Here is a 22,598-nt window from a genome sequence, read left to right as displayed (position 1 = left end):
CCTTCAAAAGGGAATTGACCGTGAGGCATCAATCCCTGTGGATCGGTTCGCGCTTGGGTACACCTTATGTGGCCAGAGTTGCAATTGTCACGGTTGGGACACGAGTGAATACATGTTGGACGGTCTTTCAGGGACGATTTCCCGGGAAGACCGACCATGGAAACACACCAAGGCGCTGCGGCGCTAGGCCTGTTGCCGCAGCACGTTCTTTTGCACCTTTCCGGTGGAGGTCCGGGGCAGGTCCTGCGGGAAGTGGATGGTCTTGGGAACCTTGAAGCCCGCCAGTTGCGTGCGGGCGTGGGCCTGCAGCGCCAACGCGTCGACCTGCGAGCCGCTGGCCCGGATCACGTAGGCCACCGGGGTTTCGCCCCACTTCTCGTCCGGCACGCCGACCACGGCCACGTCAAGGACCTCCGGGTGGCTGGCGAACGCCTGCTCGACCTCGATGGTCGAGATGTTCTCCCCGCCGGAAATGATGATGTCCTTGGCGCGGTCCTTGAGCTGGATGTAGCCGTCGGGGTGCATCACGCCCAGGTCCCCGGTGTGGAACCAGCCTCCGGCGAACGCCGCGGCGGTGGCTTCCTCGTCCCGGTAGTAGCCGATCATCACGTTGTTGCCGCGCAGCACGATTTCGCCCATGGTTTCCCCGTCGGCGGGCACGTCGTTCATCTCCGCATCCACGATGCGCGCCGATTCCGCCTGGACCATGCCCACGCCCTGCCGCGAGACCCTTTCGGCCTTGGCCTCGTCGTCCAGATCGTCCCAGGCGTCCTGGTATTCGCAGATCGTGTATGGCCCGTAGACCTCGGTGAGGCCGTAGACGTGGACGACCTCGATGCCCAGCCTTTGCAGTTTCCGGATGATCGCCGGCGAGGGAGGGGCCCCGGCGGTGGTGATCCTGATGCCGCGCTCCAGCTCGTGGGCCCGGGGCGAGTCGGCGATGATCGAGCAGACCGTCGGGGCGCCGCACAGGTGGGTGACCCCGAGTTTGTCAATCGCGTCCCAGACCGGCTCCTCGCGGACCGCCCGCAGGCACAGGTGCGTGCCGCCGGCCGCGGTGACGGCCCAAGGCGTGCACCAGCCGTTGCAATGGAACATCGGCAGGGTCCACAGGTAACGGGTGTGCGCGTCGAAGCCCTGGTGGAAGGCCTCCCCCATCGAGTTCAGGTAGCTCCCGCGGTGCGAATACAGCACGCCCTTGGGCTTGCCGGTGGTCCCCGAGGTGTAGTTCAACGTAATCGGCGCCCGTTCGTCGGGGATCGCGAAGCCAAGATCCGCCCCGGCGCCGGTGGCCATGAACTCCGCGTAGGTGCCATCCACCCGGATATCTGGCCTCTCTCCGGTGAATTCGGCGTCCTGGATCTCGATGAGCGCCTCGAGGGTCGGGACCTCGGCGCGCAGCGCCGCGGCGGCGCCGAGGAGCTCCGAGTCGGCAAAGAGCAGCTTCGTGGCCGAGTGCTCCATGATGTAGCCGAGCTCGCGGGCCGCAAGCCGGGTGTTCAGGGCCACGAGCACGCCCCCGGCCAGCGGGACGGCATAGTGGGCAATCAGCATTTCGGGGATGTTCGGCGCCAGCACCGCAACCCGGTCCCCGGGCTCGATGCGCGCGGCCAGGGCCTTGGCGAATTGCTGCACCTCCGCCCCGAACTGGGCATAGGTGTAGGTTCGCGCCCCGTGCACGATGGCTTCCTTAGTCGGATACACCTCCACGGAGCGCTGCAGGAATCGCAGTGGTGTCAGCTCCGAGTGGTTGGCCAGTGGTTGCGCACCCATGTGCTCCTCATTCCGGTCGTCAGCTATGTGTCCGGCCACGGTCGCCAAGGCGACATGTGACGCGGGCTACCTTTACCCCGCACCAGACTAAGGCCTTGGAATCAAGTTTCACAATCCGGCATCGAGTTCCAATTTCCGTATTGGCACTCAGGCCCCCGCGGCAGAAGCCGTTCCGCGCTGGGATTCCTGGAACGACTGGAAATGCAGGTAGCGCAACCGCGGCACCAGTTCGTCGGCCGGCCCGTCCACCCGGATGCCGGGCACCACCAGGTTGATGGGCAGGGCTGCCACCGCCCCGGGAGCGGCACCCCACTCCCGGCGCCAGGAATCCAGCATGGCCGCCGAGGCGGCAAAGACGATGCGCCCCAGCCCGGCCCAACCATGGGCGCCGGCGCACATCGGGCAATGCTCCCCGGAGGTGTACACCGTGGACGCCGCCCGGCGCTCCGGCTCCAGGTTGCCCAGCGCCCACTGCGCAATGGCCAGCTCGGGATGCGCGGTGGAATCCCCTCCGGCCACGTGGTTGCGGCCCTCGTAAAGAACGACCCCGTCCGCATCGACGAGTATCGAGCCGAAAGGCTCGTCGCCGGCTTCCAGGCCCTCTTCGGCCAGTTCAACACAGCGGGTCAAATGGTCAATGTCCAAGCGAGTCAGTTCCATGGCCCCATCATGCGACATGGGCGTCGTTTTGCCCACAGGGGCATGCCGCGTGGGCGCGGAATGCACCAAAGCCATATTCGGCGTAGGCTCAACGGGAGGGCGAAAGGTGAATAATGAGCCAATCCGAGTACTTTGAAGAACAGCTGAGCAAGGTGGAGGACGATTCCGTCGCCGAGCTCACGGCATTATGTCGCAAGCTGCAAGACCAACAGCCCGGTTCCCGGGTTCCGCTCATCGATCCGGTGCACGATGTCGATGAGGCTCGGGTCATTTCCTTGCAAATCGCGCCGGGCCCCGGAACATCTTCGGGCTTCCTGTCCTTGCGCAACGACGATCCCACCGCGGCACGGCTTGCTGCAGTCTATGAGGCTGCCGGGCTGGAGCCGCGTTTTGGCATCCCGTGGAACGTCTTTCCCTGGGAGCTGCCCGACGGCGGCACCAAGCTGACCCCGGACCAGGTCAAGGCCGGCATCCGCCCGCTGAAGGAGCTCATGCGCATCGCGTACCGCACCTCGGCGATCGTGGCCCACGGAACCGAGGCCAAGCGCCTGGTGCAGGCCTGGATCAAGGCCGGCGGCCAGCAGGTCATCAACCAGCGCGGCATCAAGATCTATGAGGTGCGTTCCACCGCGGACCGCGCCTTCCTGGGATCGGCCGAAAAGCAGCAGGCCTGGTTCGATGAAATGGTTGCCGCCTACACCGACGCCATGGCGCGGGCCGGATTGCGGCCAGCGGGCAAGTGAAGATCCTCGTTATCGGTGCCGGGGATCTCGGCACCGAGGCGGGGCTCCGCTTCATTGCGGCCGGCCACCGGGTCACCGCGTGGCGCCGCCGCCCCGAGCTCCTGCCTGCCTCCTTCGGCACCCGCCGGGTCGACCTCGGCGATGCCGGCACCGAGTTGCCGACCATCGATGCCGACACGGACATCGTGGTTTTCACTCCCGCCGCGCCCGAGCGTAGCGAAGACGCCTACCGGCGCACCTATCTTTCGGCCGCGCGTCGCGTGTTCGACGCGCTGGCACGCGACGGCGTTGACCCGCAACGCTTCCTGCTGGTCTCCTCCACCGCGGTCTACGGCGACGCGGCCGGCGGCTGGGTCGACGAGGACACCCCGATCACCCCGCGCACCGCAACCGCGCGGATCCTGGCCGACACCGAGGCGCTGGTGTGCAAGCGCGCCTCAGCGCCCATCGTCCTGCGCCTGGCCGGCATCTACGGGCCCGGCCGCAACCACCTGATCACCCAGGTGCGCGACGGGGCAGCCCGTGTCTCGGGAAAAACCGTGTGGACCAACCGGATCCACCGCGATGATGCAGCCTCGGCCATCGTGCACCTGTGCAGCGCGGTGCCGGCACCGGATCCGCTGTACCTGGGTGTCGATCTCGAACCGGTGGACCTGGCCGAGGTGCAGCGCTTCATTGCCGCCTCGCTGGACGTGCCGGCACCCGGGCCCGGGGACGCCCCGGTGAACCGCGGAGGCGACAGGCGCCTGTCCAATGCGCGGCTGCTGGCCACGGGGTTCCGTTTCGCGTTCCCGACCTACCGCGAGGGCTATGCAAGCGTGCTGTCCGGCGAGGGTGCCAGGCACCCCTGAGGGTCACCGCCGCCCTGCCTCGGCCCAGTGTCCCGACGGCAAAGACCAGCATCATCACGATGCAGGCGCCGAGTTGCAGCCCCCGGCAGTCGGCAGCGCTCTATTTCAGCGTCTTGCACTGGGCGGCGGTCATCTCGCCGCGATCGTCACCCATTCCCGCATGGTTTCACGATTGGAGTGGCCTCCCTCCCGTGAAAAAGCCCCGGGGGCCGGCACGGAACCACTGGTCCGTGCCGGCCCCCGGGGCCTGAAAGCAAGCCGGCTTGCCCGTTGCGGGCCTAGAAGCCCTTGCGCAGCGGATCGAAGTGGCGCGCCACGGACGGCTTTTCCTTGCCGAGGATGCCGGCGGCGATCATCTTGCCGGTCAGCGGGCCAAGGGCCACGCCCCACATGCCGTGTCCGCCGCCAACGTGCACGCGCGGGGAACGGGTGGCGCCGACCAGCGGCATGCCGTCGGCGGTGCAAGGGCGTCCGCCGACCCATTCCTCCTTGCGATTCTCCCAGTTGATGCCCTTGTAGACCGGGGCCGCTGCGGCGACGATGGCCTCGATGCGCTTGGGCTCCAACGGGTGGTTGGCGTCGCGGAACTCCATGGTTCCGGCGATGCGGAAGCGGTCCCCGAGCGGGGTGCAGGCCACGCGCTGGGACGGGAAGTAGATCGGGTGGGTCGGCATGACCTCGGGCTGGACGGTGAAGGAGTAGCCGCGGCCCGCCTGGACGACGACGTTCACGCCGAACTTCTTGGTCATGTCGTTGAGCCAGGCGCCGGTGGCCATGACCACGTGGTCGGCGGTGATCGAACGCCCCTCGGAGCCGATGACGGTGACCGAGCTGCCGTTGTCCCGGATGTCGGTGACGTTGTAGGAACCCACGATGTCGCCGCCGCGGGCGATGACGGACTCGGCAAGGGACTCCATGTACTTCGGCGGGTTCAGGAAGCGCTGGTTCTTGATGGCCACGCCGGCAGCCACGGAATCGGAGAGGGTCGGCTCGATAGCGCGCAGCTCGTCTCCGGTGAGCAGGTCGAACTCGACGTTTCCCCCGGTCTTGCGGATCATGTCGAACTCGTGGAGCAGTCCGTCTCGGTCCTTGAGCGACTTGAAGCCGGTCAGGAACGGGTTGGCCGGCTTGGTCTTCTCGATCACGCCCGGGCCCGCGTTGGTGCCCTCGGCGATCTCGTCGAAGGCGTCGAGCCCGGTGGTGCCGAGCTCGGAGTAGATGCGCATGGCCTCCTGCCACTTCTTCGGAGTGCTGTGCCAGGTGAACCCGATCAGGAAGCGAAGCAGCTTGGCGTTGGCCTTGAGTGGAATGTACAGCGGCGATGCCGGGTCCATCATCATCTTCAGGCCGTTGGAGAAGATGGAGGGTTCTGCGATCGGCAGGGTGAGCGCGGGGGTCAGCCAGCCGGCATTGCCCCACGAAGCGCCGGAGGCCACGCCGCCGCGGTCAACGACCGTGACCTTGACACCTTCTTCCTGCAGGTACCAGGCGGTGGACAGGCCGACGAACCCGGCGCCGACGATGACAACATGCTCAGGCGTCGTTACGCTGGCCATGGTTCACACTCCATTCAAGATTTTTCCAACACTTGGGCTCAACTTTGGCGCGGAATGCGGCGCGAAGCAACGGGACTTCGTTTTTCATCGGTGACGCAGACCACAACACCTTCTTGCTTGCATTAAATGCGGTAAAGGCGATCATTATTCATTTTTTCTGCGTCGAGTCGTTCGGAGGACGGGTTTCTGACCCGTCATGCGGTGTCTGGCCTCCCTTCATCCTCGATCGAATCGATCACTTGCGCCAGCGCCTGGGCACCGACCGGGGCGAAGCCGTGCACATCGACCCCGACGTTGATGCCGCGGCCCGAGACCAGGAAGGCATTGTGGACGTGTCCGTGCAGCAACCAGGCCCCCTCGTCACGCAACCGGAACTGCGCATAGCGGTCACCACCATGGGAGTCCCCCGCGTACGGGAAATGGCTGAGCAACACCTTGCGCCCCGGAGCATTGTTCACCGTGGCGGGCAGCTTGACCCGTGCAAAATCCTGCACGGAGGCGAAGCCCGCATCGAGGAACTGCCGGAGGTGGCGCTGCGCTCCGATGCGCCCGGGCCAGCAGGCGTCGTGGTTGCCTGCCACCAGGTGCTTGGTGCCGTGCAGCTCGGAGACGATCTCGAGCCCGCGGGCCTTGTCACCCAGGGCCCAGTCCCCCAGCACCCAGACGATGTCCGCGGCGCCCACCACTTGGTTCCACCTCCGGATGATCTCGGCATCCATTTCGGCGGCGTCGGCAAAGGGCCTGTGGCAGGACTCGATGATGCGGGCATGTCCGAAGTGGGTATCCGAGGTAAACCAGGTGCTTCCCATTGTTTCCGCCTCTTTCCCCGCCACCCGGACGTTTCCGGCGGGTTTCAGCCCGCAGGCCCACTGCGGCCATTTTGGCTCCGTGGCGTGGGTGCCCGCCTTTAGACTATTGACATGTCTTCCGTTGCACCACTGCTCAACTCCACCACACTGATCCGTGAGCTTGTCGGCCCGCTCAGCCTGGATCGCGGGGCGGCCTACGCAAGCCAGGGCAGGGTGCTGGACGTCAACTGGGTCGAGCCCATGGGCATCGTGCGCGCTTCGGTGTTGGGCTCCGGCGGCATGGTCTACCGCACCGCTGTCCACTCCCAGGTGCGCCACGGGCTGCTCATGCCCCAGCTGGGGATCTGCACCTGCCCGGTGGGCTCGAACTGCAAGCACGCGGCGGCCGCGCTTTTCGCCTATATGTGGGACGAGACAAACTACGAGGATCCCGATCCGCGTGCCCCGTGGGAGCGCACGCTGGACTCCCTTATCGGGGACGGCGGTGACGCCGGGCAGGAAACCGAGCAGCGCACCCTGGGCATCCAGTTCGAGCTGCGTCCGAAGACCCTGCAGCGCTACCAGGCCTCGGCCATGGCGAAGATCAAGGACGGGAACATCCCGCACACCTCCAAGCTGGAGCTGCTGCTGCGCCCGGTCCAGCTCAACGACAAGGGCCGCTGGGTCTCGGGCAACCTGGCCTGGCAGCATTTCCGCTACACCCGCACCGGCGGCATCCCGACCCTGCCCTTCGACTACTCCTACGACCCGGAGCAGGTCGAGTGGTTCTGCACGCTGCTGCAGCTGAACTCCTTTGTCGCGTGGAACGGGACCCACCTGTCGGCCAGCGATTTCCTGACCCCTATGGTGTGGAACCACCTGAGCCGGGCCGCGGCGCTGGGCATCGAACTGCGCGGCCAGTCGGCAAAATCCTCGGTCCGGGTGCACGATCCGGTCGCGGTCCGCACCGACATCGCCTCCGAGGGCAAGAAGCTGCGGATCCGTCCCTCGGTCGATGTGCTGCCGCCGGGCTTCGACAGCGACTTCCTCGGCGCCGTGGCCGACCACGGGGTCTTCTGGTGGGACGCAACCGAGGGCATGAAGAACGTGGACCTGCACCTGGCGCCTTCCCGCTCCAAGCTCCCCTCATTGGTCACGGGCTTGCTGGCCACCGACAAGAAGGTCACCGTCCCGGCCAACGGGCGGGAAAGCTTTGAGCAGCAATACCTGCCCAAGCTCGCCAAGGCCTTCGAGCTCTCCTCCGTCGACCACTCCGTCGAGGTGCCGACCTCGCTTGAACCGGTCATGCTGCTGCGCGTCGAGCACTTCGCCGGCCAGCAGAACCCGGTCCGCAAGCAAAAAAAGGACGAAACCTCGGTCCCGGGCATCAACCTGCATTGGGGCTATTCCTACGGCAACCACCAGGTGCCCCTGGAACTGGTGGCGGGAACCGAACGCAACCCCAAGGCCGAGCTGGCCATGCAACGCGAAGTCGCCGCGGCGATCGCATCCTTCCCCCAGGCCTATGCCGATGCCTTCGCCAATCCGCAACGCAACGTTGCCGCCACCAGGGTCGCGCCGCGCCTGCATGGCGTCGCGGCGGCACGATTCATCACCGATGCGCTGCCGGCATTGCAGGCCGTGGAAAACCTGCGGGTGCACATCGATGGCGAACAGCCGGAGTTCGAGGAACTCACCGCCAACCCGCTGATCACCATCTCGACCGAGAACACCGAAACGAACGATTGGTTCGACCTGGGCGTCGAAGTCGCGATCGACGGCAACAAGGTCCCGTTCACCGAGCTCTTCCAGGCACTGGCGCACGGCGATGAATACCTGATGCTGCCCGACGGCAAGTACTTTGCCCTGGACCGCCCGGAATACGAGCAGCTGCGCCGGCTCATCGAGGAGGCCCGGGCACTGTCGGATGCCACAAGCGACGGCACCATCCGAATTTCCAAGCACCAGGCCTCGCTCTGGGAAGACCTCAAGGACATCGCCACCAACGTCGAGGCGTCGGCCGCGTGGAAACACTCCACCGAGGGACTGAGCAACATCCTCGAGGTCGACCACGCCCCGCTGCCGGCCGGTATCGATGCGACATTGCGCCCCTACCAGCTCGAGGGCTTCGAGTGGCTCTCCTTCCTCTACGACAACGGGCTGGGCGGGGTGCTCGCCGACGACATGGGACTGGGCAAGACGCTGCAGACCCTGGCGCTGATCCAGCACGCCAAGGACAACCACGACGAGTCGACCGGAAAGATGCCGCCGTTCCTGGTGGTGGCCCCGACCTCCGTGGTCTCCAACTGGACCGCCGAGGCGGCACGCTTCGCCCCGAACCTGCGCAGCGTCTACATGACCGAGACCGTGCGCCGCGGCGGGGTCCCCGCCCACGAGATCGCCGCGGAGGTCGACATCATGATCACCTCCTACGGCCTGTTCCGCATCGACCAGGACGAATACGCAGCCACCAGGTTCTCCGGGCTGATCCTGGACGAGGCGCAATTCGTGAAGAATCCCGCCACGCAGGCCTCCAAGCAGGCCCGCGACTTCCCGACGCCCTTCAAGCTCGCGATCACCGGCACCCCCATGGAGAACAACCTCTCCGAGCTCTGGTCGATGTTCGCCATTGCCGCCCCGGGGCTCTTCCCCGCACTCAAGCGCTTTGACGAGACCTACCGCAAGCCCATCGAGAAGGACGGCGACAACGAGGCGCTGGGACGCCTGCGTCGCCGGATCCGCCCGCTGATGCTGCGCCGCACCAAGGAACTGGTGGCCACGGACCTGCCCGAGAAGCAGGAGCAGGTCCTGGAACTCGACCTGGCGCCCAAGCACCGGGTCATCTACCAGCGCCACCTGCAGCGCGAACGCCAGAAGGTGCTGGGCATGCTCGAGGACATGGACAAGAACCGCTTCGCGGTGTTCTCCTCACTGACCAAGCTGCGCCAGCTGGCCCTGGACGCCTCGCTCATCGACGAGGAGTACGCCTCGGTGCCCAGCAGCAAGCTCGACGCGCTGCTCGAACAGCTCGAGGACCTCACCGCCGAGGGCCACAACGCCCTGGTCTTCAGCCAGTTCACCTCGTTCCTGTCCAAGGCCAGCGACCGGCTGACCGAGGCCGGGATCGAGCACGCCTACCTGGACGGCTCGACCACCAAGCGCGCCAAGGTCATCGAATCCTTCACCTCCGGCAAGGTCAAGGTGTTCCTGATTTCGCTCAAGGCCGGCGGGTTCGGCCTGAACCTCACCCAGGCCGACTACTGCTTCCTCATGGATCCATGGTGGAACCCGGCCTCGGAGAACCAGGCCGTCGACCGTGCGCACCGCATCGGGCAGAAGCGCAACGTCATGGTCTACCGGATGGTTTCCAAGAACACCATCGAGGAAAAGGTCATGGCGCTGAAGGACAAGAAGGCCAAGCTCTTCACCGCTGTCCTCGATGACGATGCGGCCTTTGCCTCGGCGATCAGCGCCGACGACGTTCGCTCGCTCTTCGCGGATTAGCACGGCGCCGGAAGGCACCACCCAAGCAGCACCCAAGATTTTCCAAGCCCAGAGGGGGACGACACCAACATGTCGAAATCGAAATCCGCCGGCAAGCCACGCAGCGGGCACCCGGGACGCAATCCAAGCGCCGGCGCCTCCAAGTTCGAGGACCAGGTCCGCACGGCCATGCGGCCCTACGCCGCGCAATTGCGGGCCTTCTTCAACCAGCGCCACACCCCGGACGACTCGGAGGCCGGCATCGAGGGCCTGGTGACCCTGCTGACGGTCCATGCCCGGCTGCGCGGGAAGGTGGCGGTGTCCGAGCTCGACCATGACGCGCTGGCCATCCAGTTCACGGACCTGCGCGAGCTTGGCGACGAGGTCGCCGTCGCGTGCGCCGCCATGCTGCGCGAGTTCATGCTCTTTTTGGCCGAAACCGGCCGTTGGAGCGGAGAGGTGGAGGAATTCAAGGCCGTCTTCGACCTGCTGTCGGCCCAGGGTGGCCAATCCCCCGTTGTGGTCCCCGAGCTTGACGAGGCCAGCGCGGACGAACGCTGGGCCAAGCTGCCGATGGTGGCCACGGCCCGGGCCTTGCTGGCCTGGGTGGGCGAAGGCCGCGAGGTGGCAGAGGACGGATTGCTGCTGCCCACCGACCTGGTTTCGGCCGCCGCGGCCGTCGGGCTCGAGGTCCGCCTGGACCCGGAATCCGAGGTTGCACGGCCGGGTTGGGCGCCCGAGACCGGATCCTCGATTGCCACATTGGCTCAGCTTCCGAAACTGGGCACCTATTGGGATGCGCTGTTGCGTGCCGGGGTGCTGAGCTTCCAAGAGGGAAGGGCACTTCCCAACCCCGTGGTGGCCGAGGCTTTGAACGCCGATTCGGGATTCAGCGCCCGCGGGGCGAAGGACCTGGTGGCCGAGGGAATCTACGCCCACATCCTGCTCAATGCCGTGGGTCCGGATGCGGACCACACCGTCACGCAGATGACCGCCGCGTTGCTGGCCAAGGCCGGATCGGCGAATCCCCCGCGCACCGAGGCAGCCTTTTCGATTCCCGCGCCCGGGGAGCTGGAGCCGGAACAGGCCCACCTGCAGCCGCTCTTCGCAAAGACCGTGCCGGCCGCCGAGGCCCTGCTGCGTGCCGCCGAGGCCGAGGGACTCGTGCGCATCGGCAAGCACATCCGCGTGCCGCGCGTGCTTCGTGCCCCGCTGGAACGTGCGCTGACCCGGGTGGCCGAAGAGGTCTTGTCCTAGGTTCCAATGCTTAACTCCGTGGGGCGGCGAAGATGCCAGGCATCTTCGCCGCCCCACGGCGTTCTTGCTTCGGGCTTGGCCGGACGTCTAGATGCTGGTGGTTGCCACGTCGATGTCGAGGCGCGGCAAGCGATCGAACCACGGGTTCTCTCCCGGGGCGCCCACGTTGACGATCAGGAACGCGTGGTTGGACGAATCCGCGTTGATGACCGAATCCACTCCGGCAGCGTCGAAGCCGCCCATCGGGCCGGCGTGCAGCCCGGCGGCGCGAACGGCCATGATGAAGTAGCCGGCCTGCATCCAAGCGTTGTTCTTGGCGATTTCGGCGCGCGAGGCGGCGTCCTGGTCGAACATGGCCTTGCGCTCGGGAGCGTGGGGGAAGAACACCGGGAACTGTTCGTGCCAGTCGGCGTCGTAGCTAAGCACCGCAAGCGCCGGGGCGGCCAGGGACTTGGCCCGGTTCCCTTCCATCATCTTGGCGACGACTGCCTCGCGGGCCTCGGCGCTCTTGACCCAGGTGATGCGCAGCGGCTGGTTGTTCATCATCGTCGGGCCCATTTTGGTGAGCTCGTAGATGGCATCGAGAGCCTCGTCGGCGACGGCTTCCTCGGAGAAGGTGTTGGCGGTGCGGGCTTCAAGGAAAAGCTTGTCTGCGGTGTCGGCATCGATCGACAGCTGGTCGTACACGGTTGCGGCGGTTTCAACGCTCATCTGGGGTGTTCTCCTTGCGGTTCTTCGGCGGTTTCCTACCAGAGAGAACCGCCACGGCCACGGGGAGCATTCCCCCGGGGCCTGTGAAGCGCGTCACCCGCCGGGCCAAATCACCGGTAAATCGGGGCAACCAAGCGCTTAAACATCAGCACGCCCGACGACGCCGATGGTGGCTTCTCTTGGGGTAGAAGCGACCGAGGAACCTACAATGCCAAATGCTCCTTGGGGGAAAGCATTTGACGCGATTCCTGTGGTGCGAACCAACTTGGGGGCTCGGTTCGCGGGGCTGGCGTCGTCTGGCGTGCTGGAAATGGGATCTGGAAACGCCACTCGCAAAACGTTCCTAGTTCCCATCAATCGGCTATTCCGCCGATGTAGTACCTACTCTATCCACTCGGGCGAGCGCTGCACATTAGACCTTTGACCATACTTGGTGAGGTAACCTCACAATTGGTCCGAGGCTTCGGAGGTGTCCTCGGGAGCCTTGAGGTCTTGGTCGATGGTGGTGGCCGGAAGTTCGGCACGCACCACCCAATCGTCGCGGACTCGCTTGGCGGAGAGGGTGCCGCCGAAGGCCGCCATCCGGTCGGACATGCCGACGATGCCGGAGCTGTGCCCGCCAATGTCGAAGCCTTGGTCCATGACGTGGCGGGGTAGCGAGTTGGCGATTTCCAGCCATACCCGGTCCCCGACCACGAGTGCCTCAATGCGGCATGCGGCATGCGGCTCCGCATGCTTGACGATATTCGTCGTGGATTCCTGCAGAACCCTATACAGCGCGGCCTGCGCGGACTGCGGCAAGCCGGCAAGCCTCGGATCGGCCATGGTCTTCGTCGGATGGCCGAGGTCAATCAGCCTCTCGGCAAACACCTCGACACCGATGAGGATCTCCAGGCTGCTGGCTGCATTTCCCGCGGAGTCAACGAGCGATCCGTCCACGCGGGTCGCTGGCCCGTCCGATCGCAGGACGTTGAGCATGACGCGGAGGTCCTGCAGCGCTTCCTTCGAGGTGTTTCCGATGACCTTGAGTGCGGCCTGGGCGACGGCGGGGTCCCCCGAAAAACCTGCGGCCTTGGCCTGCATGGAAATCACGGTGATGTCATGGGCGACGATGTCATGCAGGTCCCTGGCGATGGCCTTGCGCTCGGCCTCCACGGCTTCTTGCTGCTTGCGGCGCAGATCCTCTATGCGCTTCCTGTCCGATTCACGCTGTTCTTGGTACTTCCGTGCAAACAGTGCCACGAAGTATGCGATTGCAACCAGTGGTACGAAGATGATGATGAAACCTACGTCGTACGACCGCACGACGACGATCGAGATTGCCCACAGGAGCGTGACACACAGATAACGGAATGAAAACCTGCGTGTCTGGGTCAACGTGACCAACCCAAGTAGCAGTGGCACGACAAGAAGAGACAAAAGATACGTGCCCACCATCAGGGCCAAAACCATGGCTAGGACGGAGACAACGACGGAGAGTTGCGCTCGGACCCACATCATCCCGAGAGCTAGAGCGAAAGCAACGCTTACAACGGACTCCGTTGCACGAACTCGAAACCGTGCAGGATCAGCTTCACTGAGCAGACTTATGATGTCTGTAACCAGCAACAATGCGACAATCCCGCTGGCAATGAGAAGAATCGTCCGCCCCAAAGGGGCGGACGATGGCTTACTCGCGGCGGGTGGAAGATTCTCTTGATTCACCATCCCATTCTTGCCGAAAGCAGGGCTCATATCAGTGAGCTCGGCTTTTCAACGGAATTAGCGACACAACGCACCGAGATTACGGCACATCCAATCGTTGAATGCGTCGGTTGCACCGGCAGGCGATGCCACCGGGTATGAGATGCTTTTGGATATGGGCCCTGAGACAACGGCAGCCTGAGCAGGGATGGCGGCCGGCAGCAAGAGGGCCGCGGACATGGTTACAGCAGCGAAGATACGAGTTTTACGAGTCATGTTGCTCATTGTTGCACTTATTCCCATAAGTCAACAGGTGTTTTCCCAAAAGTTCATGTTGTTATCCATCAAAGACGCTGAATACCCAAAAGATCACTAGACTCAAGACTGTGACCGACATCCAAGTTCTTGTGGTTGATAATGAACCACTCATGCGCCAAGCCCTCAAGATCATCCTTGAAGCCGCCCCGGGATTTCAGTGGCTTGGAGAAGCGACTAACGGCATTGAAGCCGTCGACTTCTGCGTGGGCAACAATCCAGATGTAATCCTCATGGACATGCAAATGCCCCGCATGGACGGCGTTGAAGCAACCAGCATCATCACCACAAATTACCCGGGCATTGGCGTACTTGCCATCACCGCTTTTTCCTCGGAGGAATACCTGGTCCCGGCTCTTCGCGCAGGAGCCGCTGGTTACTTGGTCAAGGACGCCGAGCCCACGGAAATTCTCGCAGCCATTCAGGCAGTACAAGACGGAAGCGCGGCGATCTCCGCGTCGGTGTCGCAGGACCTTATTCGCGCAATTCGCGAGGCCCACGATGTGAAGCCCAGTAGTTCCATCGGGACGAACCCCATGGCATTGTCCGAGCGGGAGCAGGAAGTTCTCCAACTACTCGCACGGGGCAGAAACAATCCGGAGATGGCCGCAGAATTGCACATTTCCGAGGCAACCGTGAAAGCCCACCTGAGCCGGGTCATGGCAAAATTCGGTGTCCGCGACAGGGTCCAGGCCCTGATTCGGGCCGCGCAGTACGGTCTGGTCGAGCTTCATATGGACTAACCATTCGGCGAACGGCCCTGGGGTGCTCCGAGCGCTTCACCACCAACGCCTTGTGCGGTTCCGAATCCGACGCTTGAACCGTACGCAGGGGGCTTACCTTTATCTGGAAAACCTTGTAGTTTTTCCTCAGGTGAACCCCAATCCATAGATTCTCAAAGTTTCGCAAATTTGGTGGTGAATACCACCTTTCTTGTTGGTCGCCCCCTGCTACCCCTTAGGCTCGGAAAATGACAACCGAACAGACAAAGACGAGTACATCGCCGCGTGTACACCGGTGGGTCTTCTGGCCCGCGGCCATCATCACCATTGTTTTTGCCACGTTCGCCATGACCATGCCCGGTACGGCAGAGTCCTTCTTCTCATCCATCCAGACGAAAATCATCGGATACTTCAACTGGTACTACGTCCTGATAGCAACGGGCTTTGTGGTGTTCAGCCTCTGGCTGGGATTCGGGAAATTCGGCGAGATCAAGCTCGGCAAGGACGATGACGAACCGGAGTTCTCCCTCGGTTCCTGGTTCTCGCTTCTCTTTGCCGCTGGGATGGGCATCGGCCTGGTTTTCTACGGCGTCTCCGAGCCGCTGAGCCATTTTGCCTCGCCCAAACCCGGTGCTTCGGGGTCCCCGGCAGATCTTGCCCAACAGGCCCAGGCCCAAACGTTCCTGCACTGGGGCGTCCATGCGTGGTCGATCTACGTTGTCATCGGGCTGGCCTTGGCCTATGCGATCCACAGGCGAGGCCGACCCATTTCGATCCGCTGGACCCTCGAACCATTGCTGGGTCGCAAGGTCCATGGCGGCCTCGGCAACCTCATTGACGTTGTAGCCCTGGTTGGCACGATCTTCGGTGTGGCCACCTCGCTGGGCTTGGGCGTCCTGCAGATCAGTGCCGGGCTGGAAAGCGCCGGCATGTTCAAGGCCTCCCAGTTCGTCGACCTCGTCATCATTGCCGTCGTCACCTGCATGGTGCTCTTCTCCGTGCTTTCGGGCGTTGGCAAGGGCATGAAGTGGCTCTCGAACACCAACCTGATCTTGGCCGGGGTGTTCGTCGCCTTCCTGCTGATTGTTGGTCCCACGCAATTCCTTCTGCGCAACTTCGTGCAGTCGATCGGCAACTACCTGCAAAACTTCCTTGCCATGTCCTTCAACGTCAGTGCCTTCACCGGTGCCGAAGGCGAAGCCTGGCAGGGCATGTGGACCACGTTCTACTGGGGCTGGTGGATTTCCTGGGCCCCGTTCGTGGGCATCTTCATCGCCAGGATCTCCCGCGGCCGCACGGTGCGCCAGTTCGTTGGCGGAGTCATTTTGGTCCCGACGGTTGTCACCATGCTGTGGTTCGCCGTCCTGGGCGGAACCGCGATCTACGGCCAGCTGCAAGGCACCGGGAACCTCGTGGCTGAGGACCGTTCGATCGACACCGAAGGCGCCTTGTTCGCCATGCTGGACACCTTGCCGGCCGGTTCCGTGCTGACGATCGGGGCAATCATCATGATTGTCATCTTCTTCGTCACCTCTGCCGACTCGGGGGCACTGGTCATGGGCATGATCGCCACCGGCGGAGACGTGGAACCAAAGAACTGGATCCGCATCTTCTTCACACTGGCCACCTCCCTGCTGGCCGCTTCGCTGCTCCTGTCCGGAGGCCTCGAAGCGCTCAAGACCGCAGCCATCGTTATCGCGTTGCCCTTCAGCATTGTCTTGATCATGATCTGCTGGGCGACGTACCGGGCATTCTCCCGCGAAGTGAAGGTCTACGAGAAGGCCCGTCGGATGGCGTTCGTGGACCACATCGGTGACTTCTACGGGTTGGAAGTTGAAGGCCCTAACCGGGATTCGCAGCTGCTCAATCTCCAGAACCTAACGGCAAGGCTGCGCCGGGCCGTTCCCCAGGGTCGTCGAGCCGATGCCACGGTTCCGGCTCTCTCGGTTGGCGCGGCAGCTGTCCATGGCGCAGACGCACCCAAGACCGATGGCGGACAGCCCGGAGTGCAACCCAAGTCCACCGACTAACACGCACGGCAAACGAACGTGGGGTGGTGGTTCCCGTCCAAGGACGGGAACCACCACCCCACGTTCGTTTAGACCCGCATTCCTGTCGCTGCGGGAAACCGGAATCAGCCCGATTCGTCGGTGTCCTTCTGCTGCGCCGGGCCAAAGACCTTGGCCACGGGGCCCCGCGGGGTTGTCCGTGCGCCGAGCTCCGGATGGTGGAGGTCAAGGGCCGGGCGCTCGGAACGGATGCGCGGGATCGAGCTGAAGTTGTGGCGCGGCGGCGGGCAGGAGGTTGCCCATTCCAGCGACCCGCCGAAGCCCCACGGATCGTCCACGACCACTTTCTTCCCGTTCCGGTGCGTGGTCCACACGTTCCAGAAGAACGGGATCATCGAGGCTCCCAGGATGAAGGAGAACACCGAGGAGAATTGGTTCATCGTTGTGAACCCGTCTTCCGGAAGGTAATCCGCATAGCGACGCGGCATCCCCATGACGCCCAGCCAATGCTGGATCAGGAACGTTCCGTGGAAGCCCACGAACAGCATCCAGAAGTGGATCTTGCCCAATCGCTCGTTGAGCATCTTGCCGGTCCACTTCGCCCACCAGAAGTAGAAGCCCGCGAACATCGCGAACACCACGGTTCCGAAGACGACGTAGTGGAAATGGGCGACGACGAAGTAGGTGTCTGTCACATGGAAGTCCAGGCCCGGTGCCGACAGGACGATGCCGGTCAGGCCGCCGAAGAGGAAGGTCACCAGGAATCCGATGCTCCAGAGCATCGGGGTTTCGAAGGTGACAGAGCCTCGCCAGAGGGTGCCGATCCAGTTGAAGAACTTCACGCCCGTGGGCACCGCGATCAGCATGGTCATGAAGGCGAAGAACGGCAGCATGACCTGGCCGGTGGCGTACATGTGGTGGGCCCAGACGGAAATCGAAAGCGCAGCGATCGAGATGGTGGCAAAGATCAGGCCCTTGTAGCCGAAGATCGGCTTGCGGGAGAACACCGGGAAGATCTCCGTGACGATGCCAAAGAACGGCAACGCAATGATGTAGACCTCGGGGTGCCCGAAGAACCAGAATAGGTGCTGCCACAGCATCGGGCCGCCCGCTTCCGGATCATACACATGCGCACCGAACCGCCTGTCCGCACCCAGGGCGAACAGCGCCGCCGCCAGCGGCGGGAACGCCATCAGGATCATGATCGCGGTGATCAGCGTGTTCCACGTGAAAATGGGCATGCGCCACATGGTCATGCCAGGTGCACGTAGGCAGATGATCGTGGTGATGAAGTTGACCGCGCCCAGGATGGTGCCGAAGCCCGACAGCGCCAGGCCGAAGACCCAGAGGTCACCGCCGATGCCGGGGCTGAAGGTGGTGTTCGACAACGGTGCATACCCGGTCCAGCCAAACGCCGCCGCGCCCTGCGGGGCCAGGAAGCCCGAGATCGCGATGGTCGAGCCAAAGAGGAAGAACCAGAAGGCCAGCGCGTTGAGCCTGGGAAACGCGACGTCGGGCGCCCCGATCTGCAGCGGCATCATCACGTTGGCGAAACCGGCAAAAAGCGGCGTCGCGAACATCAGCAACATCAACGTGCCATGCATGGTGAACAGCTGGTTGTATTGTTCCTTGGTCTGCACGATCTGCAGGCCGGGGTCGAACAATTCGGCCCTCATCAGCATTGCCATCACGCCGGCCAGGCAGAAGAAGGTGAACGAGGCAATCAGGTACATGTACCCGATCTTCTTGTGGTCGGTGGTCGTGAGCCAGCCGACGATCATCCGCCCCTTGCTCAGCGGGACTGCCCGTGGCTGGTCGCGGGTCAGTTCATCCGTTGCGTATTCATAGGTTGCCATTTTTCATCTCACGGTTTCCCCAAACGACGCGGCAGGCACCCGACGTTCCCCGGCCGGGCATCCGATCCACGAAGTTTCTGTGGTTCGAAATGTGTGGTTCTTCCCCAGCATGCTCTTCTTTGGGCCAAGTTGCTAGGGCTGGCCGACGGCTGGCACCGGTGCCGGCAGCCACGTCCGGGGCAGGACTCAGCCGCCGAACCGAAGCCTTGTCGCGCGGTATCCCAGTCCCACGGCGAACATGACCAGTCCGCCGATGACGGCGGAGGCCGGAAGCGTGGCGACGAGCACCGCGCAGCCCGCGGTCCCGGCGACACCCAGCCACACGGGCGCCAACCGCTCGTTCTTTGGTTGCTTCGCGGCCGAGATGTTGGCGATCAGGTAGTAGACCAGGACCCCGAACGACGAGAAGCCAATGGCCGTGCCCAGGTCGAAGAACGCGATGAGCGCCAGGATCGCGGCACCGACGACGAGTTCGGCCCTCAGGGGTGTGGAAAACCGCGGGTGCACGGCTGAAAGGGCCCGAGGCAGGTCGTTCTCCCTGGCCATGGCCATGGCGGTGCGTCCGATCCCTGCCACCAGGGCCAGCAAGGCACCCAGGGAGGCCAGCGCCGCCGCAACCTGGACCAGCGGAAGCGCCCAGGAGTCCCCCACCGCGGTCGCCAGCGGCTTGGGGCTTTGGGCAATGCCGGCCGTCCCCAGGACATTGATCAGCACCAGAGCCACCGCGGCATAGAGGACCACCACGATGCCGAGCCCGATTCCGATGGCCCTCGGAATGCTCTTGGACGGGTTCCGCACTTCTTCCCCCAGGGTCGCGATGCGCGCATAACCGGCAAACGCGAAGAACAACAACCCCGCTCCCTGCAAGACGCCAAAAACCCCGTGGTCGGTACCGGCAACGTATTCCGGCGGAGCATGTCCTCCCGCCAGGATCACCATCAGGACCACGGCCAGAAGCGCCAGGACCGCGGTGACGATGATTCTGGCCGCGGCCGCCGTGCGGGTAACGCCCAGGCAGTTGACGCCCACGAGCACCGCCACAGCCACAGCGGCCACCGGTTTCACCCAGGGTCCGGGGACCGTGTAGGTGGCAAAGGTCAATGCCATGGCTGCCGCGGATGCAGTCTTGCCGACCACGAACCCCCACCCGGCAATGAAACCGGGCCACGGCCCCAGCACCTCCCGCCCATAGGCGTAGGTGCCGCCGGAAGTCGGGTAGCGTGCCGCGAGCTGCGCGCTGGAACGAGCATTGGCATAGGCAATCGCGGAGGCAAGAACGAGGGAGACCAAGAGCGCGGAGCCGGCCGCGGAGGCCGCGGGCGTGAAGGCCGAAAACAGGCCCGCCCCGATCATCGCCCCCAGCCCGATCATGACCGCGTCAAAGGTGCCCAACCGTCGCTGAAGACCTGGTACCACTTTTTCCCCATCCTGAGTTCGCATGCACAAGATCTACTACACGAAAGTTAACACCCGGTGGGCCCCAAACACCGGACCCGAGTCCCACGGCCCTGCCGGTTGGCCTAGGATCAAAACACATCGTCGGATACGGGCAGGGAGCGGGGCCTCCATGGCACAAGGATATTTTGCCGTGATTGACACGGAAACCACGGGACTTTTCCCGGGAAACCACGACCGCATTGCGGAAATTGCCGTCATCACACTCGACCGCTCGGGCACCGTCCTGGATCGGTGGGAAACGCTGGTCAACCCCGAACGGGACCTGGGCAAGCAATCGATCCACGGGATCCGTGCCAAGGACATCCTCGAGGCACCGCGCTTCGTCGACATCGCCCAGGAGCTTGACTGGCGGCTGTCCGGAACCATCGTCGTCGCGCACAACCTCGGCTTCGACGCCCGCTTCCTCGGCGCCGAATTCCAGCGCGCGGGGCTGGCCCTGCCGGACTTCTACCTGCCCCGAGGCCTGTGCACCATGCAAATGGCCCACGAATACCTGCCCGGCGCCGGGCGTTCCCTGCAGGACTGCTGCGATTCGTTCAGCATCGAGCTGCGCCATGCGCACAGCGCCGGGGACGACGCGGAGGCCACCGCCGTGCTCTTGTCCCGGTACATGGAGCTTGACCCGGACCTGGACGACTGGGACTACCTGCTGGAGCAGGCAGCGGCCACCAGCTGGAACGTAGATACTCCTCCCGCGCTGTTTGCACCCGTGCACCGCTCCACGGAGGGAACCAGGGAAACCCACTTCGTCGACCGGATCGTGGTTCGCCTGCCCGAAATCACCGGGCCCGCCCAGCACCAGGAATACCTGGCGTTGCTCGACCGCGCACTGCTTGACAGGTATCTCTCGGCCCACGAGCAATCCGCCCTGGTGGCGATGGCCGACGAGCTCGAATTGAGCAGGGCCACCGTCATCGAACTGCACCGCCAATATTTCTCCTCGATCGCCGACACCGCTTGGGCCGACGGTGTCCTCACCCACGACGAGCTGCACGACCTGGCAACCATCGCCCAGCTGCTTGGCATCCCTTCCGCACAACTCGATGCCGCCACGCTGGCCAGGCCGGCCGGCCCGCCGCAGGCCCCCTTGCCGCAGCGGACGGCATCCTCGTTCCTGGAACCCGGGGACCTCGTCGTGCTCACCGGGGACATGACCCGGCCCCGGAGCGCCATCGAGGCCGAACTGGCATCCGCCGGGTTCAAGTCGCACCCGGCGGTGACGAAAAAGGTGAAGCTGTTGGTGGCCGCCGACCCGGACAGCCTCTCGGGCAAGGCCCGCAAGGCCAGGTCATACGGCATCCCGGTCGTTGGCGAAGATTACCTGTGGAACCAGGTCCTCCACCCGGCCGGGCGCTGAGGCGGCCGAGAAAACCTTCGTTCGCAGTACTAACGGCCCCGGCTCGCTAGTATGCTCAAATCGAAAGCGGCCCTGCCGTCATCATGAGGCATTGCCACGAATCCCGACACGTGTGGAATGAAGATGTCTCACAAGGACCCGGAAACAGCCAAGAACGCCGAACCGGCGCCACGGGAATCCCGCGGGCCGGCCATCGTCAGCATCGGTGAATATCGCATACGGCGCGAGATTCCACGTGTGCTCCCGGCGTTCGAAGCTTGGTGCCGCGAGAAGAATTTTGACGTCCGCGGAGACGCGCTCAAGGCACGAATCACCGCCTTTCTCGGACACTACGCACGCCTCAACAGGGACAGCGACATCACCTTCCTGAATGTCCAGGCCTTCGCGGCAACACTGGATGAGCTGATGTTCTTCGGGAAAACCAACGATTTCCTGGACATGACCCACGTCTTTGGCGCCTACCTCGAGTTCCTGCACGCCACCGGCACCTGGGGCGGAACCCACGAGCAATTCGTGCAGCTCGACACCTACTTCAAGTGCTTCAGCTTTCCCGGCTTCGAGCCGTCCTACTCCCCGATCCCCGAGCTTCAAGCCGCCATCATCACCGTCCCCAAGCTCTCCGAGGACGAGCTCGCCGAAGCCATCGGAAGGCTGCCGGTGGCCAGGCGGGTGCTCTCGTTCCTGCAATGGCTCGGGCCAAGGCGCGAGATCACCAGCTTGAAGGTGCTCAACAAGAAGCACGTCCAAGAGGCCGCCGCGGCCCTGGACGTCGACGCCGTGCCCGTCTCCGGCGCCCTTCCGGTCGGAGGGCAACCCACGAACGGTCCGGTCTTGTTCAAGAGCGCTACAGGCGTCGGCCGGCTTGAACTTTATTGGGGCGCGCTGGTCGGTGCCGGATTGATCGAGCTCAGTGCCAGCCGGGCCTACCCGAGCCCCGAGGCAATCGGCTTCCTCGAGGATCCCTCCGCGAACCTTGTCGAGGTCGTTCGCACCGTCGCCCGGAACATGTATGGGGCGTTCTCCAAGGAGGTCAGCGACCGCTACCAGGAGATGGAAATGGGGTACCTGACCCGGTATTTCCTGTTGGAGGCGGCCGTGGAACCGATCAACACCGAGGTGCTCAAGCACCCGGTCCGCGGCCTACCCGACCTTGATCCGCGGGGAGACGCCGACATCATTGCGATTGCCTGGCGACGGCTGGAACGACTGTGCGACGAGGGGCTGGTCGAGATTGGTTCAACCCTTTCCATCCCGCCCGCCTTGCTCAAGCCCTTGGTCCTTGAACTCGCGAAGGCCTCCGAGGTTGCGGTCCGTTTCAAGGACCCGGCCGACGAGGCCCCGGCCGTCGACGGATACCCTCCGGCTTGAACCCGGCG

Annotated in this window: 17 protein-coding genes; 8 read left to right on the top strand and 9 right to left on the bottom strand. The window is 64.1% G+C overall.

The features are described 5' to 3' along the window. Positions 1 to 183: 183 nt before the first annotated feature. Together FPY90_RS16160 and FPY90_RS16155 are read right to left on the bottom strand one after the other, a co-directional pair. A complete protein-coding gene (locus FPY90_RS16160; RefSeq protein WP_498682137.1) occupies positions 184 to 1,773 on the bottom strand; it encodes a long-chain-fatty-acid--CoA ligase in 1,590 nt (529 codons plus the stop codon). Between the two features lie 147 nt (positions 1,774 to 1,920). Beyond that, entirely contained in the window at positions 1,921 to 2,433 is a 513-nt protein-coding gene (locus FPY90_RS16155; protein ID WP_071214764.1) for a nucleoside deaminase, read from the bottom strand. Between the two features lie 113 nt (positions 2,434 to 2,546). Between FPY90_RS16155 and FPY90_RS16150 the strand changes: the two genes are divergently transcribed. Continuing rightward, positions 2,547 to 3,176 carry a uracil-DNA glycosylase family protein gene (locus FPY90_RS16150; RefSeq protein ID WP_307584002.1) on the top strand — a complete coding sequence of 210 codons (630 nt, stop codon included), beginning with the start codon at positions 2,547 to 2,549 and terminating at the stop codon, positions 3,174 to 3,176. Beyond that, positions 3,173 to 4,027, top strand: coding sequence for an NAD-dependent epimerase/dehydratase family protein (locus tag FPY90_RS16145; RefSeq protein WP_498682134.1), 855 nt, complete (start codon positions 3,173 to 3,175; stop codon positions 4,025 to 4,027). The genes FPY90_RS16150 and FPY90_RS16145 overlap by 4 nt, the downstream gene beginning before the upstream one ends. A 278-nt stretch (positions 4,028 to 4,305) precedes the next feature. On the opposite strand, the gene FPY90_RS16140 is transcribed toward FPY90_RS16145, so the two are convergent. Genes FPY90_RS16140 through FPY90_RS16130 form a run of 3 tightly spaced genes read right to left on the bottom strand, consistent with a single transcriptional unit; the run spans position 4,306 to position 6,392 of the window. Next, the gene (locus tag FPY90_RS16140; protein ID WP_498682133.1) at positions 4,306 to 5,583 is read right to left on the bottom strand and encodes an NAD(P)/FAD-dependent oxidoreductase; all 1,278 of its coding nucleotides are present in this window, start codon (positions 5,581 to 5,583) and stop codon (positions 4,306 to 4,308) included. Further along, the gene (locus FPY90_RS16135; protein WP_498682132.1) at positions 5,561 to 5,728 is read right to left on the bottom strand and encodes a hypothetical protein; all 168 of its coding nucleotides are present in this window, start codon (positions 5,726 to 5,728) and stop codon (positions 5,561 to 5,563) included. The genes FPY90_RS16140 and FPY90_RS16135 overlap by 23 nt, the downstream gene beginning before the upstream one ends. 49 nt (positions 5,729 to 5,777) lie before the next feature. Then, positions 5,778 to 6,392 carry a metallophosphoesterase family protein gene (locus tag FPY90_RS16130; RefSeq protein ID WP_498682130.1) on the bottom strand — a complete coding sequence of 205 codons (615 nt, stop codon included), beginning with the start codon at positions 6,390 to 6,392 and terminating at the stop codon, positions 5,778 to 5,780. A gap of 111 nt (positions 6,393 to 6,503) precedes the next feature. On the opposite strand from FPY90_RS16130, the gene FPY90_RS16125 reads away from it, so the two are divergent. Then, the gene (locus tag FPY90_RS16125; protein ID WP_498682128.1) at positions 6,504 to 9,875 is read left to right on the top strand and encodes a DEAD/DEAH box helicase; all 3,372 of its coding nucleotides are present in this window, start codon (positions 6,504 to 6,506) and stop codon (positions 9,873 to 9,875) included. 69 nt (positions 9,876 to 9,944) lie between these two features. After that, a complete protein-coding gene (locus tag FPY90_RS16120; RefSeq protein WP_498682126.1) occupies positions 9,945 to 11,111 on the top strand; it encodes a hypothetical protein in 1,167 nt (388 codons plus the stop codon). A gap of 87 nt (positions 11,112 to 11,198) precedes the next feature. On the opposite strand, the gene FPY90_RS16115 is transcribed toward FPY90_RS16120, so the two are convergent. Further along, on the bottom strand, positions 11,199 to 11,822 hold the full coding sequence (locus FPY90_RS16115) for a malonic semialdehyde reductase (RefSeq protein WP_071214757.1): 624 nt from the start codon (positions 11,820 to 11,822) through the stop codon (positions 11,199 to 11,201). A 444-nt stretch (positions 11,823 to 12,266) separates the two neighbouring features. Next, positions 12,267 to 13,526, bottom strand: coding sequence for a sensor histidine kinase (locus tag FPY90_RS16110; RefSeq protein ID WP_498682122.1), 1,260 nt, complete (start codon positions 13,524 to 13,526; stop codon positions 12,267 to 12,269). A gap of 365 nt (positions 13,527 to 13,891) precedes the next feature. Here FPY90_RS16110 and FPY90_RS16105 point away from each other — a divergent pair, with 365 nt between their 5' ends. Beyond that, a complete protein-coding gene (locus FPY90_RS16105) occupies positions 13,892 to 14,563 on the top strand; it encodes a response regulator (protein WP_498682121.1) in 672 nt (223 codons plus the stop codon). Between the two features lie 227 nt (positions 14,564 to 14,790). Further along, a complete protein-coding gene (locus tag FPY90_RS16100) occupies positions 14,791 to 16,572 on the top strand; it encodes a BCCT family transporter (protein ID WP_498682118.1) in 1,782 nt (593 codons plus the stop codon). Between the two features lie 104 nt (positions 16,573 to 16,676). Here FPY90_RS16100 and ctaD read toward each other — a convergent pair whose 3' ends face one another. Together ctaD and FPY90_RS16090 are read right to left on the bottom strand one after the other, a co-directional pair. Continuing rightward, on the bottom strand, positions 16,677 to 18,407 hold the full coding sequence (gene ctaD / locus FPY90_RS16095) for an aa3-type cytochrome oxidase subunit I (RefSeq protein WP_498682117.1): 1,731 nt from the start codon (positions 18,405 to 18,407) through the stop codon (positions 16,677 to 16,679). Between the two features lie 186 nt (positions 18,408 to 18,593). Continuing rightward, on the bottom strand, positions 18,594 to 19,847 hold the full coding sequence (locus tag FPY90_RS16090) for an APC family permease (protein WP_498682116.1): 1,254 nt from the start codon (positions 19,845 to 19,847) through the stop codon (positions 18,594 to 18,596). A 148-nt stretch (positions 19,848 to 19,995) separates the two neighbouring features. Here FPY90_RS16090 and FPY90_RS16085 point away from each other — a divergent pair, with 148 nt between their 5' ends. Together FPY90_RS16085 and FPY90_RS16080 are read left to right on the top strand one after the other, a co-directional pair. Next, positions 19,996 to 21,222, top strand: a complete 1,227-nt coding sequence (locus FPY90_RS16085; protein WP_498682114.1) for an exonuclease domain-containing protein — start codon at positions 19,996 to 19,998, stop codon at positions 21,220 to 21,222. A gap of 117 nt (positions 21,223 to 21,339) precedes the next feature. Further along, entirely contained in the window at positions 21,340 to 22,590 is a 1,251-nt protein-coding gene (locus tag FPY90_RS16080; protein ID WP_498682113.1) for a hypothetical protein, read from the top strand. Positions 22,591 to 22,598: the final 8 nt, after the last annotated feature.

The sequence above is a fragment of the Arthrobacter sp. C2 genome, assembly GCA_024207135.1.
Classification (GTDB): Bacteria; Actinomycetota; Actinomycetes; order Actinomycetales; family Micrococcaceae; genus Paeniglutamicibacter.
This window is presented reverse-complemented; position numbering and strand designations above follow the sequence as displayed.

Coding starts and splice junctions, on each gene's coding strand:
- FPY90_RS16160 (WP_498682137.1), bottom strand. CDS start 1,773: ATGGGTGCGCAACCACTGGCCAACCACTCGGAGCTGACACCACTGCGA.
- FPY90_RS16155 (WP_071214764.1), bottom strand. CDS start 2,433: ATGGAACTGACTCGCTTGGACATTGACCATTTGACCCGCTGTGTTGAA.
- FPY90_RS16150 (WP_307584002.1), top strand. CDS start 2,547: ATGAGCCAATCCGAGTACTTTGAAGAACAGCTGAGCAAGGTGGAGGAC.
- FPY90_RS16140 (WP_498682133.1), bottom strand. CDS start 5,583: ATGGCCAGCGTAACGACGCCTGAGCATGTTGTCATCGTCGGCGCCGGG.
- FPY90_RS16135 (WP_498682132.1), bottom strand. CDS start 5,728: ATGATCGCCTTTACCGCATTTAATGCAAGCAAGAAGGTGTTGTGGTCT.
- FPY90_RS16130 (WP_498682130.1), bottom strand. CDS start 6,392: ATGGGAAGCACCTGGTTTACCTCGGATACCCACTTCGGACATGCCCGC.
- FPY90_RS16125 (WP_498682128.1), top strand. CDS start 6,504: ATGTCTTCCGTTGCACCACTGCTCAACTCCACCACACTGATCCGTGAG.
- FPY90_RS16120 (WP_498682126.1), top strand. CDS start 9,945: ATGTCGAAATCGAAATCCGCCGGCAAGCCACGCAGCGGGCACCCGGGA.
- FPY90_RS16115 (WP_071214757.1), bottom strand. CDS start 11,822: ATGAGCGTTGAAACCGCCGCAACCGTGTACGACCAGCTGTCGATCGAT.
- FPY90_RS16100 (WP_498682118.1), top strand. CDS start 14,791: ATGACAACCGAACAGACAAAGACGAGTACATCGCCGCGTGTACACCGG.
- ctaD (WP_498682117.1), bottom strand. CDS start 18,407: ATGGCAACCTATGAATACGCAACGGATGAACTGACCCGCGACCAGCCA.
- FPY90_RS16090 (WP_498682116.1), bottom strand. CDS start 19,847: ATGCGAACTCAGGATGGGGAAAAAGTGGTACCAGGTCTTCAGCGACGG.
- FPY90_RS16080 (WP_498682113.1), top strand. CDS start 21,340: ATGAAGATGTCTCACAAGGACCCGGAAACAGCCAAGAACGCCGAACCG.